At 66.3% G+C, this 18,584-nt stretch carries 9 protein-coding genes; 3 read left to right on the top strand and 6 right to left on the bottom strand.

Translation table 11 applies throughout. The annotated features are described in order from the left end of the window. Position 1: 1 nt before the first annotated feature. Positions 2-1,357: an MFS transporter gene (locus EP7_RS02470; RefSeq protein ID WP_463525990.1), complete on the bottom strand. Its 1,356-nt coding sequence runs from the start codon at positions 1,355-1,357 to the stop codon at positions 2-4. A gap of 215 nt (positions 1,358-1,572) precedes the next feature. Here EP7_RS02470 and EP7_RS02465 point away from each other — a divergent pair, with 215 nt between their 5' ends. Continuing rightward, positions 1,573-2,883 (top strand): nickel pincer cofactor-dependent isomerase, group 22, encoded by a 1,311-nt coding sequence (locus EP7_RS02465; protein WP_463525989.1) that lies wholly within the window; start codon positions 1,573-1,575, stop codon positions 2,881-2,883. 32 nt (positions 2,884-2,915) lie between these two features. Here EP7_RS02465 and EP7_RS02460 read toward each other — a convergent pair whose 3' ends face one another. Further along, positions 2,916-3,971 carry a sugar ABC transporter substrate-binding protein gene (locus EP7_RS02460; protein WP_463525988.1) on the bottom strand — a complete coding sequence of 352 codons (1,056 nt, stop codon included), beginning with the start codon at positions 3,969-3,971 and terminating at the stop codon, positions 2,916-2,918. 77 nt (positions 3,972-4,048) lie between these two features. Between EP7_RS02460 and EP7_RS02455 the strand changes: the two genes are divergently transcribed. Continuing rightward, on the top strand, positions 4,049-4,900 hold the full coding sequence (locus tag EP7_RS02455) for an HAD family hydrolase (protein WP_463525987.1): 852 nt from the start codon (positions 4,049-4,051) through the stop codon (positions 4,898-4,900). 9 nt (positions 4,901-4,909) lie between these two features. Here the strand turns inward: EP7_RS02455 and EP7_RS02450 are convergent, their stop codons facing one another. Together EP7_RS02450 and EP7_RS02445 are read right to left on the bottom strand one after the other, a co-directional pair. Continuing rightward, the gene (locus EP7_RS02450) at positions 4,910-8,812 is read right to left on the bottom strand and encodes an ELWxxDGT repeat protein (RefSeq protein WP_463525986.1); all 3,903 of its coding nucleotides are present in this window, start codon (positions 8,810-8,812) and stop codon (positions 4,910-4,912) included. Positions 8,813-9,187: 375 nt separating this feature from the next. After that, on the bottom strand, positions 9,188-13,054 hold the full coding sequence (locus EP7_RS02445) for an ELWxxDGT repeat protein (protein WP_463525985.1): 3,867 nt from the start codon (positions 13,052-13,054) through the stop codon (positions 9,188-9,190). 744 nt (positions 13,055-13,798) lie between these two features. On the opposite strand from EP7_RS02445, the gene EP7_RS02440 reads away from it, so the two are divergent. Next, the gene (locus EP7_RS02440; protein WP_463525984.1) at positions 13,799-14,542 is read left to right on the top strand and encodes a PEP-CTERM sorting domain-containing protein; all 744 of its coding nucleotides are present in this window, start codon (positions 13,799-13,801) and stop codon (positions 14,540-14,542) included. A 96-nt stretch (positions 14,543-14,638) separates the two neighbouring features. Here EP7_RS02440 and EP7_RS02435 read toward each other — a convergent pair whose 3' ends face one another. Then, positions 14,639-15,475, bottom strand: a complete 837-nt coding sequence (locus EP7_RS02435) for a sigma-70 family RNA polymerase sigma factor (protein WP_463525983.1) — start codon at positions 15,473-15,475, stop codon at positions 14,639-14,641. A 654-nt stretch (positions 15,476-16,129) separates the two neighbouring features. Next, positions 16,130-18,226, bottom strand: a complete 2,097-nt coding sequence (locus EP7_RS02430; RefSeq protein ID WP_463525982.1) for a 30S ribosomal protein S1 — start codon at positions 18,224-18,226, stop codon at positions 16,130-16,132. Positions 18,227-18,584: the final 358 nt, after the last annotated feature.

Here is an 18,584-nt window from a genome sequence, read left to right as displayed (position 1 = left end):
CTCAGGCGGTAGCGGCCAGGGCCTCGCCGAACTCTTCCTCGACGCCCAGCTCCTTGCCCAGATCCTTCGGCGGGTGGAAGAAGACGGCCAGGAAGACGGCGGCGAAGAGCGAAACTCCGAAGGGGACGAGGAACAAGCGATGGTAGTCGAACACCTTCACCGCCTTGCCGGCCACCATGGTCGTCGAAGAGAAGACGTCCCCCATGCGGGCCCAGAAGAAGTTCGACGCGAACTGCGAGATGCCCAGGATCATGACGTTGAATAAGCTCTGCGCACTCGACCTGACGTCCGCCGGGAAGCTCTCATCGACGTAGATGAACAGGGCGCCGAAGAAGCAGGCGTAGGCGAAGCCGTGGACGAGGTTCACCGCGATCACCGGCCAGAGCAGATCGGGCGAGCCCATCGAATAGACGCCGAACCGGATGGCCTGGCTGAGGATGCCGATGAGCATCGTCGTGCGCCAGCCGAGTCGCTTGAGGATCAGGCCCAGCATGGCCATGGCCGCGACCTCCATCGCCTGGCCGATGCTCATCGCCGGCGCGATCCAGTTCTGCGGCACGCCGAGCGACTGGAGGAACCGACTCGTCCAGAAGTAGTAGCAGTTGTGGACCATCGAATCGAAGAAGGTCACCAGGTAGAGCACCATCACGCTCGGCCTGCCCAGGAGGCGGATCGCCCGCAGCGGGGCGAACGGGGCGTCCTTTCGGATCGACGGCGGGGTATGCGGCAGGGTCAGGCAGAAGGCCGCCAGCACCAGCGAGGCCACGCCCGAGACGACGAACATCCCGGCGAAGGCCGACTCCATCGCCGGGCCCGTCTTCAGGGTCGAGAGCGCCTTGCTGATCCACGAAACGAAGCCGCCGGCCTCGGCCATCGACGGCACCTTCGCCCAGTCGACCGGGATGAAGATGAGCGGCCAGGCCGCCGCGATCCAGCCGGCCGAGCCCCAGAGGCGGATCCGGCCGAAGTCGCGCTTCGGGTCCTCGACGTTGGCGAACGCGACCGCGTTGGCCACCGACAGCGTCGGCACGTAGAAGAAGCAGTGCAGCAGCGTCAGGCCGAAGAACGGCCAGAACGTCCGAGCGTAGACCAGGCCCAGCATCGCCAGCCCGCCGATGAGATGGCTGAACGCCAGGAATTTCTCCTGCGACATGGCGCGGTCGGCCAGTTGCCCGCCGAAGAACATCCCTGTGATCGACGCGATCGTGAAGCAGTTGAAGACCCAGGCCTGCTGGTTCGCGCCGAAGTTCAGGTAGTTCGTGCCCAGGTAGAGCCCGAGCAGCGGCACCCAGGCCCCCTTGATGAGGTACTCCAGGAAGAAGAGCATGCAGAGCCTGGTCCGGTTCGTCGGTCTCATCGACGGGCGTCTCTCTCGGGCGACGAGCGGAGGTGGGGCGAGGGGAGGGGAGTCGTCCTCGACGATCGGGCGTGGAGCAAGGCCCGACCAGCCTACCCTGGCCCGCCGCCGGCTCATAGCACCCGCCCGCCCCGGACCTGATTGACGGTGCAGGCGCCCGGCCCTACGATTGGGGCTTCCCGGCGATCGATCTCGGCCCCGAATGGGTGACTCGCATGTCCTTCCCGCCCCTGGCCCGCGTCCGTCAGTCAGCCCCACAGCCCGCCGTGGCGGACCTGCCCGGGACGGTCCGGACCTTGATCCTGGAAAGTCGGCTGAAGGGCAGGGTGCCCGCGGGCGGGTCGATCGCCGTCGGAGTCGGCAGCCGCGGGATCACGGCCATCCAGCCGATCGCCAAGGCGACCGTCGACACCCTGAAGGGGATGGGCTACCGGCCGTTCATCGTCGCGGCGATGGGCAGCCATGGCGGGGCCACGCCCGAAGGCCAGCGCGAGCTGCTCGCCGGCTACGGGATCACCCCCGAGGCCATGGGCGTCGACGTCCGCACCGACATGGAAACGGTGGTGCTGGGCACCAACCCGGTCGGCCTGCCCATCTTCTTCGACAAGAACGCCTACGGCGCCGACGGCATCGTCCTGATCAACCGGGTCAAGCCGCACACCGACTTCGTCGGCGATTATGAGTCGGGCGTCCTCAAGATGCTGACCATCGGCCTGGGCAAGCGCGACGGCGCCAGCCAGGTGCACAAGATGGGGCTCATCGGCATGCGTGAGGTGCTGCCGGCCGTCGGCAAGTTCCTGGTCGAGAACACCAAGTTCGCCCTGGGCCTGGCCATCGTCGAGAACGCCGACGACCTGCCCGCGGAAATCGCGGCGCTGGAGCCCGAGACGATCCTCGAGGTCGAGCCCAAGCTTCTGGCGAAGGCCAGGGCGCTGATGGGCCGGCTGCCGTTCGACCAGATCGACGTCCTGGTGGTGGGCGAGATCGGCAAGAATTACTCGGGCGCCGGCATGGATCCCAACGTGATCGGCCGCCTGATGGTCGAGACGATGCCCGACTTCGCCAGGCCGATGGTCACGAGGCTGGTGGCACTCGACGTGTCGGACGAGAGCCACGGCAACATCGTCGGGGTCGGATTCGCCGACCTGACGACCGAGCGTCTGCTCTCCAGGATGGACCCGGAGCCGTTCCGGATCAACGTGCTGACCTCGTGCTTCCTCGAGCGGGCGCGGATCCCGATCTCGATGCCCACCGATCTCGAGGTCTTGCGGGCCGCGATCGACACCTGCTGGAGAGTCAACCAGGCCGACGCACGGATCGTGGTCATCCCCAACACGCTCGAGGTCAAGACGCTGTGGGCCTCCCCCGCCTTGGACGCCGAGATCCAGGCGCACCCGCACCTGGATCTCGAGACCGGCTACCTGCCGATCCCCTTCGACGCCTCGGGGACCATGGACCAGGAGGCGATGTTCCCCGAGAGCGTCCGCGGCCGTCGATCCGTCGGAGCGGCCTACTCGGGCCACTGAACGAAACGGGCGACGCGAGCCACGCCCGCCGTTCAGCCGGGGGGCGCGGCGTCGGTGGCGGGCCTGCCGCGTGGTGGGAGCTGGGGCGGGACTCGCTCGCTACGGTCGCTGTACCCGCGCTTGAAAACGAGGGGAATCGCCACGGGGGCGGAGGGCTCCGCGCCTCCGGCGGCCAGGGTATCGGCCACCGCGAGGGCCTGCCGCACCAGGCCCATCAAGTTGCGGTCGACCGTGGCGGCAAACTCGTTCTCCTTGACCATCGAGGTGATCAGGGCCTGCACGGCGAACCCGGCGATGATGAACTTCCCCGCCGGCTTCAGGGCAAGCCTCGCATTGGCGCCCCCTTCCAGGCCCAGGTCGTCCTCGACCAGGACCAGGGCGATCTCGGGATGAGCCGCGAGTGCTTCGAGGATCTTCGCCTGGGAACCCGCAGACGGGACGTATCGCACGTCGTCCAGCAGCGTCAATCCCGCCCCCTGGGCCGCGAGTCTCAGGGCCTCGGCACGCTCGGAGGCCCGATCGAGGTCGTCGGCCGACCTGACGATCACGGCGGGGCCCTGGGCGGGGAACCCCTGCGTCTGAGCGTCTTCCATCGCTGCGGCGAGGAGCTTGCGGGCGTCGCCCGTGTAGTCCGAGTTGCGCACGATGGGGTAGGGAAGCTCGGCGCCGAGTGGGACGTCGAGCAGCAGCACGGGCACCTTCTTCAGCCTCGCCTCTTCCAGCGCCTCGGCCACCTCGGGCGCCCGCTCGGGAATCACCATCAGGACCGAAGGTCGGCCCTCCATCGCCTGGCGGATCGAGGCGGCCTGCGCCGAGGGGGGGGCCTCGGGTTCCGGCTGGAACGACCGGAAGAGCAACCCGCGCTTGCCCGTCTCCTGCCTCATGAACTGCTCGGTGAGCTGGGTGGAGAGCCTGCGTGGCCCGGGCAGGACCAGCGCGACTTGCCTGGCCGGACGCCGGGCCACGGCGGGCGCCCCGGCGGTCTCCGGGGAATCGGGCGGGGGGGCCGGGTCGCAGCCCGACAATCCCCAGGTGAGCAGGCTCAGAAACGCCAGTCCACGGCAGACTCTTCGATCGGCCCGGCTCATCGCGGCAAATCCTCCAGGTCGATCCTGCGGTCCAGTCGCAGCGGCCAAGTCACGTCCCCGGGGAGGGGCAACAAGGCATGACCATCACGCCACGCTACCGGATCCTGGCCCTGGATGTCGACGGCACCCTGCTCGATCGCGAGGGCCACCTCCGGCCCAGCACCGCCCGGGCGGTGGCCGATGCCGCACGCGCGGGCATCAGGCCGGTCCTCTGCACGGGAAGGCGCTACCGCAGGGCACGCCCGATCGCCGATGAGCTGGGGCTCGACGCGCCGCTCGTTTGCAACTCGGGGGCCCTGGTCAAGCGGCCCGGCGACCACGCCACCCTCTGGCGGGCCGACCTCGACCCCGACGTCGCCCGAGAGGTCTTCGAGGTCTTCCGCCTGCGCGACGAGCCGCCGCTCTCCTTCACCGACCGCTCCCCCGATGACTCCGACTTCCTCATCTCCATGGCCCCGACGGGCCGCCCGCTCTACGACGACTACCTGAGCCGGAACAGCGCCAACGCCGAGGTCTCTCCCGGATGGGACCGGGACCACGCCGCGCATCCGCATTATCATGTCTGCGTCATCGGCACTCAGGAATCCATGCTCGACACCGAGCGGGCCATCCACGCGCGAGTTCCGGGCCGGGTCCGCACCTTCGTGCAGCGGAGCCCGCGCTACGCGGGGACGATGTGCGAGGTCATCCGCCACGACGCCAGCAAGTGGTCGGCCCTGCTGCACCTGGCCGAACTCTGGGGCGTGCTCCCTTCTGAGATCTGCGCGGTGGGCGACGACCTGAATGACGAGCCGATGATTCGAGGAGCCGGCCTGGGCGTGGCGATGGGCCACGCGCCCGAGTCCGTCCGCGCCGTCGCCGACCTCGTCACGGGCGACCATGACGAGGATGGCGTCGCCCAGCTCATCCACAACTACCTGCTCGCCTGACCGTGCGGATCAGGCCGGCGAGACGAGGGACCTCGAACGATCCGGGGCCGCTCGCTTGAAGGTCAGGGCCGCGCCGACCGTCGAAGGCGAATGGACGGCCGCTTGCTTCGTCAAGGAAGTGCGAGGCGAACCGGCCTGGAGCATCCGGCCTCGCGCCGAGAACGAAGGAGTGGAAGAGGAGACCCTGACGGTCGCGGACACGGGGGCGACCGTCGCTGGCAGGGCGGCCAGGCTGGCGCCCGCGTCGGTCGCGGATTGGGCCGAGGAGCGGCTCTCGCCTGCGGCGGAGCGTGCCGCGAGGGTCGCGACCACGGTCGGAGTCACGGCCCGGCTCATGGGAACGTCCGCGCTGCCGGCACGGCCCCAGGTTAGCAGAGGGTCCCTGAAGTCGCTGGAGGCAAGCCATTGCGCTCCGGCCGGAATGTAGGAGTAGAAATCATCGCGGCCGTTGCCGTCGTAATCCCCCGTGATCGAGATCTTGGGTCGCCTATTGGGATAAGAAAAGGGGTCGCTGAAACTGCCGAATTCGTGCATTTGCTGGTCTTTTCCGAGATATCTCCACCGAATCGTTTCCTCATCGTAGAGGGCCAGGTCCGACCTTCCATCGCCGTCGAAGTCGCCGATCGTCGGCTGCAACGTTGTCGGGGCACCGCTGCCCATGTCCTTGACTCTCAGGACATTGCCCGCGGAATCCCCAACGTACCAGCGGTGCGTCGAGGGACTGAACACCGCCAGGTCGAGCAGTCCGTCGTGGTCGTAATCGATCACCAGCGGGATGTCATCGCTGCCGGCGCGGCCCCAGACCGTCACCTTCGGGGTCGGCGTCGACGAGAGCTTGATCGACCAGATCGACTTCGAGGGGCTGTACGCGACGAGGTCGGCCTTGCCGTCGTCGTCGAAGTCTCCGACGATCGGGATGTCGCCGCTGCGGGCGCGGCCCCAGACCACCGCCGTCGGGGCGATGCCCGAGGAGTAATGGATGGCCCAGATCGCCGTATCCGGGCTGTAGACGGCCATGTCGGCCCGCCCGTCGCCGTCGAAGTCGCCCGTCAGCGGGATGTCATTGCTACCGGCGCGGCCCCAGACGAAGGTCGTGGGTGCGATTCCCGAGGCGTCGTGGACGTACCAGATGGACGTCGTCGGATCGTAGACGGTCTCGTCCGACCTGCCGTCGCCGTCGAAGTCGTTCGTCGCGACATTAGGCGCAGACGCCTCGAAGACGAGCCAGGGATTGCCCTCATGGGCAACCAGCAAGTTGAGGCCGATCGAGGTGAGAATCCTGGGCCCTGGCCAGTCCGATTGAGGCGACATCTCTTGGAACAGGGACGTGCCTGCCTCTGTCCCGTCGGTCCGCCAGATTTCCGCCCCCTTCACCGAGTCATCGGCCACGAAGTAGAGGGCCTCGCCGACCGCCAGCAAGTCGTGCGGCCCGGATCCGACTTCCCCGGGGTTGATGTCCTTGACCAGGGACGTGCCGGCGGCGGTCCCGTCGCTCTTGTAAAGCTCGGTTCCCTGCGCCCCCGACGCGACGAAGTAAAGCGATCCGCCAACGGTCGTCAGCGAGGTTGGGACCGAGCCCGAGGCTCCCGCGATCAGGTCGATGACCATCGACGTGCCCGCGGAGGTGCCGTCGGTCTTCCAGAGCTCAGCCCCATGCACCCCGTCGTCGGCCGCGAAATAGAGCGCCCCGCCCATCGGGACGAACCTCGCGTCGAGGCCCAACCCGTCCCCGGCTCCGGGGTTGATGTCGGCGACGAGCGTGGTGCCCGCGGCGGTGCCGTCGCTGGCCCAGAGCTCGCGGCCGTGCGTGCCATCGACGGCGACGAAGACGGTCAAGCCTCCGATGGACTGGAAGGCCGAGGGATCGGACGACCCGGCCCCCGGATTGACATCCATCAGCAGCGCCGTCCCCCCTGCGGTCCCATCGCTCGTCCAGGGCTCCGCGCCGTGAACCCCGTCGTCGGCGGAGAAGATCAGGCGGCCCTGCTGGAACGATAGATCGGAGAGTGTCGTTCCAGCAGCATTGATCGCCTTGACCATCGTCGTGCCTGCGGCGGTCCCGTCGGTTTTATACAGCTGAGAGCCGATGAGGGGGGCAGTTGCGGTGAAGTAGAGCGCATCGCCGCCGGGGGTCAGCCAGGCCGGCGATGCGCTGGCCATGCCCGGGTTGAGGTCCAGGACCGCGTGCGTGCCCGATTCGTGGCCGTCGCTGGTCCAGAGCTCGGAGCCCGAGCTTGAGTTGTAGCCCCGGAAGTAGAGGGCCCCGTTGAAGACGACCAGGTCGGTGATCTCGGTCACCCTGGCGCTCACCCGGTTCGTCCCCCGGGCCGTGCCGTCGGTGCGCCAGAGTTCGGTGGCGTTGGCGTTCGGCCCTTCGATGAAGTAGGTGTATCGTCCGAGGGTCACGCCCTTCGCCGGGTCGGTGGTGAAGGGATTGGTCATCACGGGGGCCGTGCCGGCATCCGTCCCGTCGCTCTTCCAGAGGTCGAGGGGAGTGACCTTCCAGTGAGAGGTCGGATCTAGGCCGAGCGACGCGAGGAAAAAGACGGTGCTGCCGATTGCGGTGAAGGAGCCGTCCAGACCCCGCCCGCCGTATCCGTAGGCGATCTGGGTCGTTTGCCATCCAGCGACGGGATCGAGCTCCTTGACCAGCACGGTCCCCGCCGCCGTCCCGTCCGTCTTCCAGATTTCGTGCCGGCCCTGAGCACCGACGCCCACGAAGTAGACGGTCGAGTCGACCAGAATCGGCGAATAAAGATCAATGATGGGGTAGAGGCCGGTGACACGGGTGACGAGCAGAGTTCCCGCATCGGTCCCGTCGGTCTTCCAGAGTTGCCGGGTGCCGTCCAAGCCGGTCGCGGTGAAGAGCAGGGAGCCGTTGGCGACGATCAACGTGCTCGGCGAGGACCCGCCGGGGAGGGTGCCGTTGGCGAACTTCTTGACCAGCAATGTTCCCGCGTCGGTCCCGTCACTCTTCCAGAGCTGGAAGCGATCGACGCCGTCGTCGACGGTGAAATAGACCGCTCCGGCGAATTCAACGAAGTTGGGGGTGAAGATGCTGGTCGACAATCCGGGATTGATGTCCTTGACCAGGACGGTGCCGGCAGCGGTCCCGTCGCTCTTCCAGACTTCGTCGCCGTGCACGCCGTCGCCGGCGTAAAAATAGAGGGTCGGGCCGACGGCCGACCAGTCAGAGACCGACAGCACTCGTCCCGTGATCGAGTCATTCGAGCCCGGATTGATGTCCTTGACCATCACCGTACCGGCCTCTGTGCCGTCGGTCTTCCAGAGTTCCCGGCCATGCACTGCGTCGCGGAATGAGAAGTAGAGGGTCGGGCCGACCACCTTGAAGTTCGACGGCGTTTCAAGACCCCGGTTGAAATCGGTCGGAAGGACGCTGACGAGGACGCTCCCCGCATCGGTCCCGTCGGTCTTGTAGAGGTGATCGTCCTCGCTGAAAAAGAGCACACCGCCCACGTCCGTCAGGTTGATGGGATTCGGATTGTAGGGCTGCGAGGTGGGATAATTGACCTTCACCGGGACGGCCGATCCGGTGATTTTCCAGAGACCGTTCCCCTGCACCTCGTTCGAGGCGGTGAAATAGAGCGACCCGCTACTCTCGACGAACACGGTCGGGAATGCATAACTCAGATCCGCCAAGCGATGGGTGCCTGCGGGGGTTCCGTCGGACTTGTAGAGCGCGGAGTGGGTTTGGCTCGTCCCGTCGCTATCGAAGTAGTAGACCGAGCCTTCGTAGGCCACCGGGGCCCTGAGATAGAAGAGATTCAGGTCGACTTCGACGCTGGCCAGGATCGCCGCGGCGAGCAGCGTCCTCGGCTCCAGGGCCTCGAGTCGGGGCGTGATGCGAGCGCGGGACCGAATTGATGCCCGAGTTGCCTTCAACCGATTCATCGTCGCACCACCTTATGTCGAACCCCAAATGTTGCCGTTCCCAGTCGTCCTTGCCCCGGCGGGTGAGGCGGGAGTCCGGGCGAGAGACGAGCATCGAGGGGGGCCGCCGGATACCCATGCCCTTGATGGGCGGGCATCCGGCGATCGACGACGGTCTCCGAGCGAGGATGGTTGCGGGGCCTCTTCCCGCGGCGGGCGTTGCGCCCGCACGACCGCCGATATCATCGACGAGGGGATGGGATCACGCAAGAAACTCAAAGCGAAAAAATTAGGATTTCTATCGATTCCAGACATTTAAAGGGTCATGACCCATGGACGTCAGGCCCGGCCCCGGCCGAGGGATCGGGTCAGGGGCCGAGTTTCCGCCGGCGGGAATCAGGCCGGGGAGGGGGCCGTGGTTGACCGGGCCGGGCTGCATTTCTTGAAGATCGACGCCGGATTCGGGTGCGACGGTGCAGCCGTCAACCTGGTGGTTGACGATCGCGGCGCGACGCCATGTAGCAGGCGGGCACGGGCGGCGAAGGTGGGGATCGGGACGGCGGCCTTGGGGGTGACGGTCAGCCCGGAGACCGACGCAAGGGGCAGGGCTACGGGCTGGGTGGCGGCCACGGAAACCGAGCGGTTCCCGCCGCTGGTGATGACGGTGTATTTCTTCACCAGAGGCACGTCGCCGCTGCCGGCACGGCCCCAGACGACCGTGTTGGCCACCAGCGGGCCCGACGCATTGCGGGTGAACCAGCGCGAGGTGGCGGGCGTGTAGACGGCCAGGTCGGCCTTGCCGTCGCCGTCGTAGTCGCCCGTGATCGGGATGTCCGAGCCGCCGGACAGGCCCCAGAGGATGTACTGGGCCGGGAGGCCGGTCGAGTAGCGGATCACCCAGGTCGCCGAGGCGGGGGTGTAGGTGGCGATGTCGGCCTTGCCGTCGCCGTCGAAGTCGGCCGCCACCGGCACGTCGCCGGCGCGGCCCCAGATGACGGAGGTGGCCGACAGGGCGGCCGAGTTGCGGACGATCCACTCGGCCGTGTTCGGGTTGAAGACAGTCAGGTCAGCCTTGCCGTCGCCGTCGAAGTCGACCGCCACGGGCAGGTCGGCCGAGCCGGCCCGGCCCCATACGATCACCGCCGGCGTGGCGCCCGAGGTGTAGTGGATGAACCACTGCGCCGTGGAGGGGTTGTACGCGGCGATGTCGGCCTTGCCGTCGCCGTCGAAGTCGGCCACGACCGGCACGTCGTTGCTGCCGGCACGGCCCCAGACCAGGGCGATCGGCGCGGCGCCGGTGGACTGCTTGACGTACCAGACCGACGAGCCATGGTCATAGGTGGCGATGTCGACCTTGCCGTCGGCGTCGAAGTCGCCCGAGAGGATCGTCGTCGTGCCGGCCGTGTTGCCCCAGACCGTCGCCGACGACCCGCCCGAGGAGTTGCGGATCACCCACTGGGCGCTGTCGGGCATGTACACGCCGATGTCCGACTTGCCGTCGCCGTCGAAGTCATTTGCCACGGCCGATGCGACGCCGGTCACCACGAAGGGCTCGAAGCCGTGGATGCCGTCGTCGGCGGAGACCAGGATCGAGTTCGCACCGATGGTCCCGAGCACCGCCGCGCCCGAGTCGGCCGCTCCGGGGGCGATGTCGGTGACCAAGACGGTGCCGGCCACGGTCCCGTCGCTCTTCCAGAGCTCACGGCCGTGCACGCCGTCGTCGGCAGTGAAGTGCAGGGTGGCGTTCACGACCTTCAAATGGGTGGGAGAGCCGAGCGAGGCCGAACTCCTCGACGTCATCAGCGCCGTTCCCGCCGCGGTCCCGTCGGTCCGGTAGAGCGAATTTCCCGCGGATCCGGAGGCGGCGAAGTAAAGCGACCCATTGAACGCGGTCAGCCAGGTCGGGGACGACCCGAGCGCATCGGGGTACAGGTCGGTGACCATGACGGTGCCTGCCGCAGTCCCGTCGCTCTTCCAGAGCTCGGAGCCGTGGGTTCCGTCATCGGCGGCGAAATAGAGCATGGAGCCGATGACGACTAGCCTCGACCCCGTACTCGCGTCGACAACGTGGGGGCCGAGCCCGTCGCCCGGCCCGGCCAGGATATCCTTGACCATCGCGGTCCCCATGGCGGTGCCATCGGTCTTCCAGAGTTCGCGACCGTACACGGGAAAGAGTCGGAAGCCGTTGTCCGCGGCGACGAAATAAACGGCCCCTCCCATCCCCTGGAAATCGGTCGGATAGGACGAGCCAGGCCCGAACTGGACGTCCGCGATCATGATGGTGCCGGCTTCGGTACCATCACTCTTCCAGGGCTCCGATCCGTGAACGCCGTCGTCGGCGGAGAAATAAAGGAGTCCGCCGATGAAGGACAGGGCGGCGATCTGCGTGCCCTGCCACCCGGTGTTGATGGCCTTGACCATCGCGGTGCCGGCCGCGGTGCCATCGGTCCTGTAAAGCTGAGTGCCGACGTTGGGGTCGTCCGCGGTGAAGTACAGCCCGCCGGGCCCGGACGTCAGCTGGCTCGGAGACGACGCGCCGGCTCCGGGGAAGACGTCCTGGACAATCCGCGTGCCGGTGTCGGTGCCGTCGCTCGCCCAGAGCTCCGCGCCGTAGGTGGCGTCGGTCCCCTGGAAGTAGAGCGTGCCATTGAACAGGACGAGCCAGGAGAGATCGCTGACTCTGGACGTGACCTTGGTCGTCCCCGCCGACGTGCCGTCGGTCCTCCATAACTCGCCGGTCGACTCGCCCGAGGCGGCGAGGAAATAAGTGAAACCTCCCAGCACGACCGCGTCGGTGGGGTTGGAAGAGTCGGTGCCCAGTCGAAGATTCTTGACCATCGCCGTGCCGGCGTCGGTCCCGTCCGACCTCCAGAGTTCGTCGCCGTGAACGCCGTCGTTGGCGGAGAAATAGACCGTGCCGCCGATCGAGGCGAAGGTGCCGGAGAGGCCACCATCGCCGATGTTCGAGTCAACCGGGCCCGTCCTGATGTCCTTGACCAACACGGTGCCGGTATCGGTCCCGTCGGTCTTCCAGAGTTCGTTCCCATGCGTGCCGTCGTCGACGGTGAAGAAGACGAACTGGCCGACGGCCGCCAGGTCGCCGGCGGAAGACCCGAGCGAGCCCGTCCTGATGTCCTTGACCAGCACCGTCCCGGCGTCGGTCCCGTCGGTCTTCCAGAGTTCCGTGCCGGTGCCCGGCTCGTAGGCCGTGAACAGCAGCGATCCGCCCAGAACGGTGAGCTGAGCAGGGTAGGAGCCATCGGTCGAGGTCCCGACGTTCATGTCCTTGACCATGACGGTGCCGGCGCCAGTCCCGTCGGTCTTCCAGAGCTCGAAGCCATGCGTCCCGTCGTTCGCGGCGAAGTAGACCGAACCGTTGTACGCCGTCAGCGGATTCTCGGTCGTGGGCAGGCTATCGCCCTGGCCTGGGTTGATGTCTTTGACGATTACTGTGCCGGCGTCGGTCCCGTCGCTCTTCCAGACCTCGAAGCCATGCGTCCCGTCGTTGGCGACGAAGTAGAGCGTGTCCCCGACCGACGCCCAGCGATTCAGCTCGGAAACGTACCGGTCGATCGAGCCCGGCAAGCCGAAGCTCTTGACCAGCACCGTCCCGGCGACGGTACCGTCGGTCTTGTAGAGCTGGCGGTCGCCGTAAGGGGAGGCGGAGAAGAACAGGGTGCTGCCGACGGCGGTGAGGTTGCCCGGGTCGGAGGAGTCCACCGCCGAGACTTCGTTCTTGAGAGCGAAGGTGCCGGCCTCGGTCCCGTCGGACCTCCAGAGTTCCGCGTTGTTGTTGAGATCGCCCCCGACGGCCGAGAAATAGAGCAGGCCACCCGCCGAGGTGAGCTTGGTCGGGTACGAACCGGAAGGCCCCGGATTGAGATCCTTGACCTCGACCGGCGCGGCCGTCCCGGTGATTTTCCAGAGCTCCGGCCCGTCGTTGAGCCCCTTGGCGGCAAGATAGAGCGAGCCGCCGCTGACGACCAGCCTGGCGTCTGTACTGACCTGTAACCCGGCGATCTTCCGTGTCCCGGCGTCGGTGCCGTCGGTCTCATAGAGCTGCGAATAAAGCGGGTCCGACCCGTCCTGGGCGACATAATAGACCCGGCCATCGTACGCCACCGGGCTGGAGACAGCGGAGCCCTTCTCCATCGCGTTGAGATCTTGAAGCAGGGACGAGGCGAGGAGCAGGCGTGGCTCCATCAACTCGACCTGGAGAGTCGCGTGACGTCCGGACGGTCGCCGGCGAGGATGGCGGCTCATCGGTCTCAGCTCCTTGGGTGTCGTCGCGACGAGACGCCCGACGGACGGTGCCGCGGGAAGAGACGAGACACCGACACATCGGGCACTCATGGACCATTCGACGCTCGCCCGCAAGCGTGCATCCAACCTCGACCTGACGAGGCGTGCTTGGGTGATCGGATCATTCCGGTCAGGGAGGCAGGCATCCCAAACCAAACTAGTGCCTACTATGACCAAAAAGGATGAAAAACAGCTCGATACGCATGCGAAATTCCGGATTGACAGATCTGGCCGATTAACCTAAAGTCCGGCCGCTCCGATCCGGGGAGTCACGGTCGACCCCCTGGATCCCTTGCCGAGTCTAGGACTCGCCCCACGTCGGTTGAACGGCCGGAGACGCGACAGACCAAGGATTGGACTACCCGGGACGGATTCCTGGCGGCGCTCTGTGTGCACGAGACAGGGCGACGCCTCCTCCGAGTTCCCTCGTGCCAGCCAAGGCACGGTCCCCGATCTCAGGTTTGCCCGACCTGGCCGCGTCATTGCCGACGCGAGTGCGAACGATCAACGCGCCACGAGCTTTCGGGGCGGGCCGGCGTTCGCCGCGGACATCGCTGTCCGACGGAGGAACCCGGTGCGGCAGGAGCGAAGTTCGGTCCCTCTCTGCTTCGGTACATCGCATTTGATTGGCACCGCCGCGTCCGAGGCTCAACGCCCGGGCGAGGCATCGATCAGTCCCAATCGGGGCGACCGGAAGGGAATCCCATGCACCGGATGCGCAGCTACGCTTTGAAAGCGGGTTTGACCGTCCTGTTCCTCGCAACCCTGACCCTGCGAGCGGACGCCGGATTGATCCGGCCCGCGGCGGATCGGGCGTTCCCCGACATCTCGGCCGACATCAACGGCGTCCAGTCGTATGTCTACGACCCCGCCACCGGGACGGGCACGTTCCAGGTGACGAACACGCCGTACCTGATCGCCGGCGAAAAGACCCTGGCCTCCGAGTATCCGATCCTGCCCAACTCGGCCGACGGGGTGCGGCGGCAGATCGTCTCCGCGACGCTCGACGCGAATGGCCAGCTCGTGGCCGACTCGCCGACGAACAAGTACGAGCTCTGGGGGACAATCGTCACCGACAAGCAGACCTACAGCGGCCTGCTCCTGTCGGGCACGCCGACCAAGTTCGGCTCGCAGGACCTGGGCTCGCTGGGCATCAGCGGCACCGACCTGTACGACTTCGAGTTGAAGATCACGGGCGGGGCTCTCAAGGAATATTTCGGCAAGGACGCCTACATGCGCATCCAGCCGGAATTGCTGAGCACGTTTGATGGGAGCTTCACCAAGGATTTCTCGGCGGTGAAGGCGACCAGCAACACGCGGGGCTACAACTCGCCCAAGCCGTTCCCGGTCCCCGAGCCGACCACCCTGATCATGCTGCTCACCTGCGGCGTCGGCCTGGCCTTCCGCCGCAAGCTCTCCGCCCCCGACCGCTCGGCGACGGACGACTGAGATCGCAGGACCTCCGCAGCAACGCGAAAGAGGCGGGCGCGACCATCCCGGAAGGGTGGTCGCGCCCGCCTCCGTTTCTGCGAGCAAGATCCGGAATCAGTCGTTCGCAAAGACGGCCGAGAGCTTGCCCAGGGCCTCGTTCTCGATCTGGCGGACGCGTTCGCGTGTCAGGCCGAGCGACTCGCCGATCTCCTTGAGGGTCTTCGGCGGGATGTCGTTGAGGCCGAACCGCATCCGGAGAACCGTGGCCTCGCGCTTGTCCATCTCGTCGAGCCGGTGCAGGACGAGCCTGAGGTTATCCGCCTCGACCATCTCGACGTCGGGGGCTTTGGTGCGCTCGTCCATGAGCATCTCGCCCAGGCTCCAGCCATTCTCGGGCTGATCGGTCTGGGGGACGAGATTGTAGACCTTGATGGCCTTCTTAACGATGGCCAGCTTCTTCTTGGGAAGCTCCAGGGCCTTGCCGATCTCCTCGAAGGTCGCCGGCCTGCCGAAGGACTCCTGCAGGTCGGACGCCATCCGCCGCCACTTGCAGAGCAACTCGACCATGTAGGCCGGGATTCGGATCGGCTTGGCCGTGTTGACCAGCGCCCGCTTGATGGATTGCTTAATCCAGTAGCTGGCGTAGGTGCTGAACCGAGTGCCGACGGCGGGGTCGAAGCCCTCGACGGCGCGGAGCAGTCCGAGGTTCCCCTCCTCGATCAGGTCCTGGAGTGCCAGGCCCTTGCCGACATAGCCTCGGGCGATGTTGACGACCAGCCTGAGATTGGCCCGGACCATCCGCTCGCGGGCGGCATTGTCGCCGGCGGCGATCCGATGGGCGAGCATCTTCTCCTCGTCGGCGGTCAGCAGGGCCACCTCGTTGATCTCCCGGAGGTAGGTCTCCAGGGGGCTCTGCACCGTATCACGGCGGTATCGGCGAATCCGGGCCATGAAGATCCTCGTCTAGGTCGATCGCAGGAGTTTTGTCCAGACCGCGCACCGGATGAGGTCGGCCGGAGGATGCCCGCCGGGCACCCCTCCTCCATGGCCCACGACCGACCACACCCAACGTCCTCCCCGAGTGGCCGGGGTCATCCCGGCCGGCACGTGGCCCGCCTTGCGTCGGCATCCGCCTCCGCACGATCGAGCCCTGGAGGCTTCCGCAGGTCATCCCGATCAAGGTCACCGTGGCCAATCGGGCCGGTGCGATTCTCGCCACCTAGTCCAACTTGCCCCGACGCCCGGTCCCATTCGAGGAACCCGCCGGATGTCATGCCTTCTCTATCGGAGGCTTGACTTGTGAACTTGAGAGGTTTTGGAAACCTGGGAAGGTTTGGCGGTTAAGGGCGTCCTGCCGATCGCCCGAATTCCATGGGCCGGAAGCGTGTACTTCGTCCTGGCGCGTGCTCGCCCACTCGGGCCGACGAGAGGGCGTCCCGATTGACGGCATCCGAGGAGAGTGGGGCGTGCATGTCGGGAGGAGGTGAAAGCGGGGAGGGGAGTCGACGAGAGCGGGCCGCCGGCCCCTCGCGAGGAGGAGTCGGCGGCCCGTCAGTTGACATCGGAGGCAGTGATCAGGCGTGAACAGACCGAGCCGTTAACGGCTCAGGCCTGTTCGGCTTCCGCCTTGGCCTTTTCTTCTGCTTCTTCATCGTCGGAGGTGACGTCTTCCGGAGCTTCCTCCGAGGCCGTCGCTTTCGGAGCCTCGTAGGAAGGGGCCTCGTGGGAAGGGGCCTCGTGGGAAGGGGCCTCTTCCGAGACCTCTTCGGCGACAACGGCTTCGTCCGCGGCGACCGCTTCCGGTGCTTCGGTCGAGTCCGTCTCGGTGGTCTCGGCCTGGTCTTCGTCGGCGGGCGTGCTGTCCGCGTCCGAGAGTTCCTCGCCTTGACCTTCGGTCTCCTCATCGGTGCTGGAGGGGGCTCCCCCCATCGAGAAGAGGAGTCCGCCGCCGCCGAGCCCGCCCTTGAGGCCCTGGGCTTCGGCCTTCGCCGCCTCGGCCTTCGCCGCGGCTCCGGCACCGCTGGGCGCGGCACCTTCCACGGGCTCTTCGCCCTCTTCGTCGTCGCCCTTGACCCACTGGGCCTTCTTGCGAGACAGGCCGATCTTGCGTTCGGCGCGGTCGACCCTGAGGATTTTCACCTCGATATCGTCGCCGACGTTGACCACTTCTTCGGGGCTGTCGACCTTGTGGTCGGCCAGCTCCGAGATGTGCAGGAGTCCTTCCAGGCCCGGTTCCAGCTCGACGAAGACGCCGAAGTTGGTGAGCTTGGTGACCTTGCCGTTGACGACGTCGCCGGGGCCGTAGCGGCCCGGGATGTCGGTCTCCCACGGGTCATCTTTGAGCTGCTTGAGGCCGAGCGCAATTCGCTTGCGTTCCTGGTCCACGTTGAGGACCTGGCAGCGGATCTTCTGGCCCTTCTCGAGCACCTCGTTGGGGTGGCCGATCTTGCGCGTCCAGCTCATGTCGGAGATGTGCAGAAGGCCATCGATGCCCTCTTCGATCTCGATGAACGCGCCGTAGTTGGTCAGGTTGCGGACCGTGCCTTCGATCATGGTGCCCGGCGGGTACTTGCCGGCGACCTGATCCCAGGGGTTGGCCTGCGTCTGCTTCATGCCCAGCGAGATTTCTTGCTTCTCTTTGTTGATGCCGAGGACGACGACTTCGATCTTGTCGCCGATCTGGACCAACTCGCTGGGATGATTGATGCGCTTCGTCCAGCTCATTTCTGAGATGTGGACGAGGCCCTCGATCCCCTCTTCGAGCTTGACGAAGGCACCATAGCTCATGACGTTGACGACTTCGCCGATGACCCGGGTACCGACCGGGTACTTCTCGGCGACGTTTTCCCAGGGGCTGGCCGATTTCTGCTTCAGGCCGAGCGCGATCTTCTCGCGGTCCTTGTCGACGTGCAGCACCATGACTTCGATGTGCTCGTCGATCTTGACCATGTCGCTGGGGTGGTTGATGCGGCCCCACGACATGTCGGTGATGTGCAGCAGGCCGTCGATACCGCCGAGGTCGACGAACGCGCCGAAGTCGGCGATGTTCTTGACGACGCCCTTGCGGACCTGGCCCGGCGAGATCTCGGCGAGCAGCTGCTTCTTCTGCTGCTCGCGGGTGATCTCGATGAGCTTACGACGCGAGACGACGATGTTGCGTCGGCCCTCGTCGATCTTCAGGATCATGCACTGGATTTCTTGATCGATATAGTCGGCGATGTCCGACGGGCGTCGGATGTCGACCTGGCTGGCGGGCAGGAAGACGTTGACGCCGATGTCGACGAGCAGGCCGCCCTTGATCTTCCGGGTGACCCTTCCACTGACCACGTCGCCTTCGTGGTACTTGGAGATCACCATCTCCCAGGCCCGCATCCTGTGGGCCTTCTTGCGGGACAGGACGATCTCGCCGGTGTCGTCGTCGGTGCCCTCGAGGAGCACCTCGACGGAGTCGCCCGGGACGGGCGGGGGCTCATCTTCCCACTCGTTGAGCGGGACCAAGCCTTCGGACTTGTAGCCGATGTCGACGACGACCTGGTCGCCGACAACCTCGATGACCTTGCCGGTCACGATGCTATTGATGTTGAAGGCCTGGGCTTCGCCGAGCACACGCTCGAATTCGCCGCCGTCATCAGCCCCGGCACCTAACGCGTCGAGCTCTTCGTCGGTGACGTCGAATTCACGGAGGAGGTTACGATCGACCATAGGAGTTGGGTTCGGTTTCCATCCATCCCCTGGGCTCGCGCACCCTGGGGCGGCCGGCAATAAGATGATCGCGCGACGAGTCGGTCCCTCGGGGCGTCGCCCCTCGGTCCCGGCGTCTCGTGCATCATTCGCGCATCGACCGACCCGTGACGTGGACGAACCGGATCGGTCGTCATCCCCGGCCTTGGGGACTCGGAAAGAAAATCGGTCGACTTCGCCACGCTCGAAGTCGACTTGACGCAATCAACGATTATAGAACCTTCAACCGTCCTGACAACCCAAGACAGTTGCGATCCCCCGGTCCCTAAGCGAAGTGAGGGGCCGGGATGAAGCGTCTTCCGTAATTTTGGGAGAAATG

The sequence above is a fragment of the Isosphaeraceae bacterium EP7 genome (genome assembly GCA_038400315.1).
Classification (GTDB): Bacteria; Planctomycetota; Planctomycetia; order Isosphaerales; family Isosphaeraceae; genus EP7.
The sequence above is the reverse complement of the archived record's forward strand: the minus strand, read 5'-3'. Positions and strand labels throughout refer to the sequence as shown.

Coding starts and splice junctions, on each gene's coding strand:
- EP7_RS02460 (WP_463525988.1), bottom strand. CDS start 3,971: ATGAGCCGGGCCGATCGAAGAGTCTGCCGTGGACTGGCGTTTCTGAGC.
- EP7_RS02470 (WP_463525990.1), bottom strand. CDS start 1,357: ATGAGACCGACGAACCGGACCAGGCTCTGCATGCTCTTCTTCCTGGAG.
- EP7_RS02435 (WP_463525983.1), bottom strand. CDS start 15,475: ATGGCCCGGATTCGCCGATACCGCCGTGATACGGTGCAGAGCCCCCTG.
- EP7_RS02450 (WP_463525986.1), bottom strand. CDS start 8,812: ATGAATCGGTTGAAGGCAACTCGGGCATCAATTCGGTCCCGCGCTCGC.
- EP7_RS02445 (WP_463525985.1), bottom strand. CDS start 13,054: ATGAGCCGCCATCCTCGCCGGCGACCGTCCGGACGTCACGCGACTCTC.
- EP7_RS02440 (WP_463525984.1), top strand. CDS start 13,799: ATGCACCGGATGCGCAGCTACGCTTTGAAAGCGGGTTTGACCGTCCTG.
- EP7_RS02465 (WP_463525989.1), top strand. CDS start 1,573: ATGTCCTTCCCGCCCCTGGCCCGCGTCCGTCAGTCAGCCCCACAGCCC.
- EP7_RS02455 (WP_463525987.1), top strand. CDS start 4,049: ATGACCATCACGCCACGCTACCGGATCCTGGCCCTGGATGTCGACGGC.
- EP7_RS02430 (WP_463525982.1), bottom strand. CDS start 18,226: ATGGTCGATCGTAACCTCCTCCGTGAATTCGACGTCACCGACGAAGAG.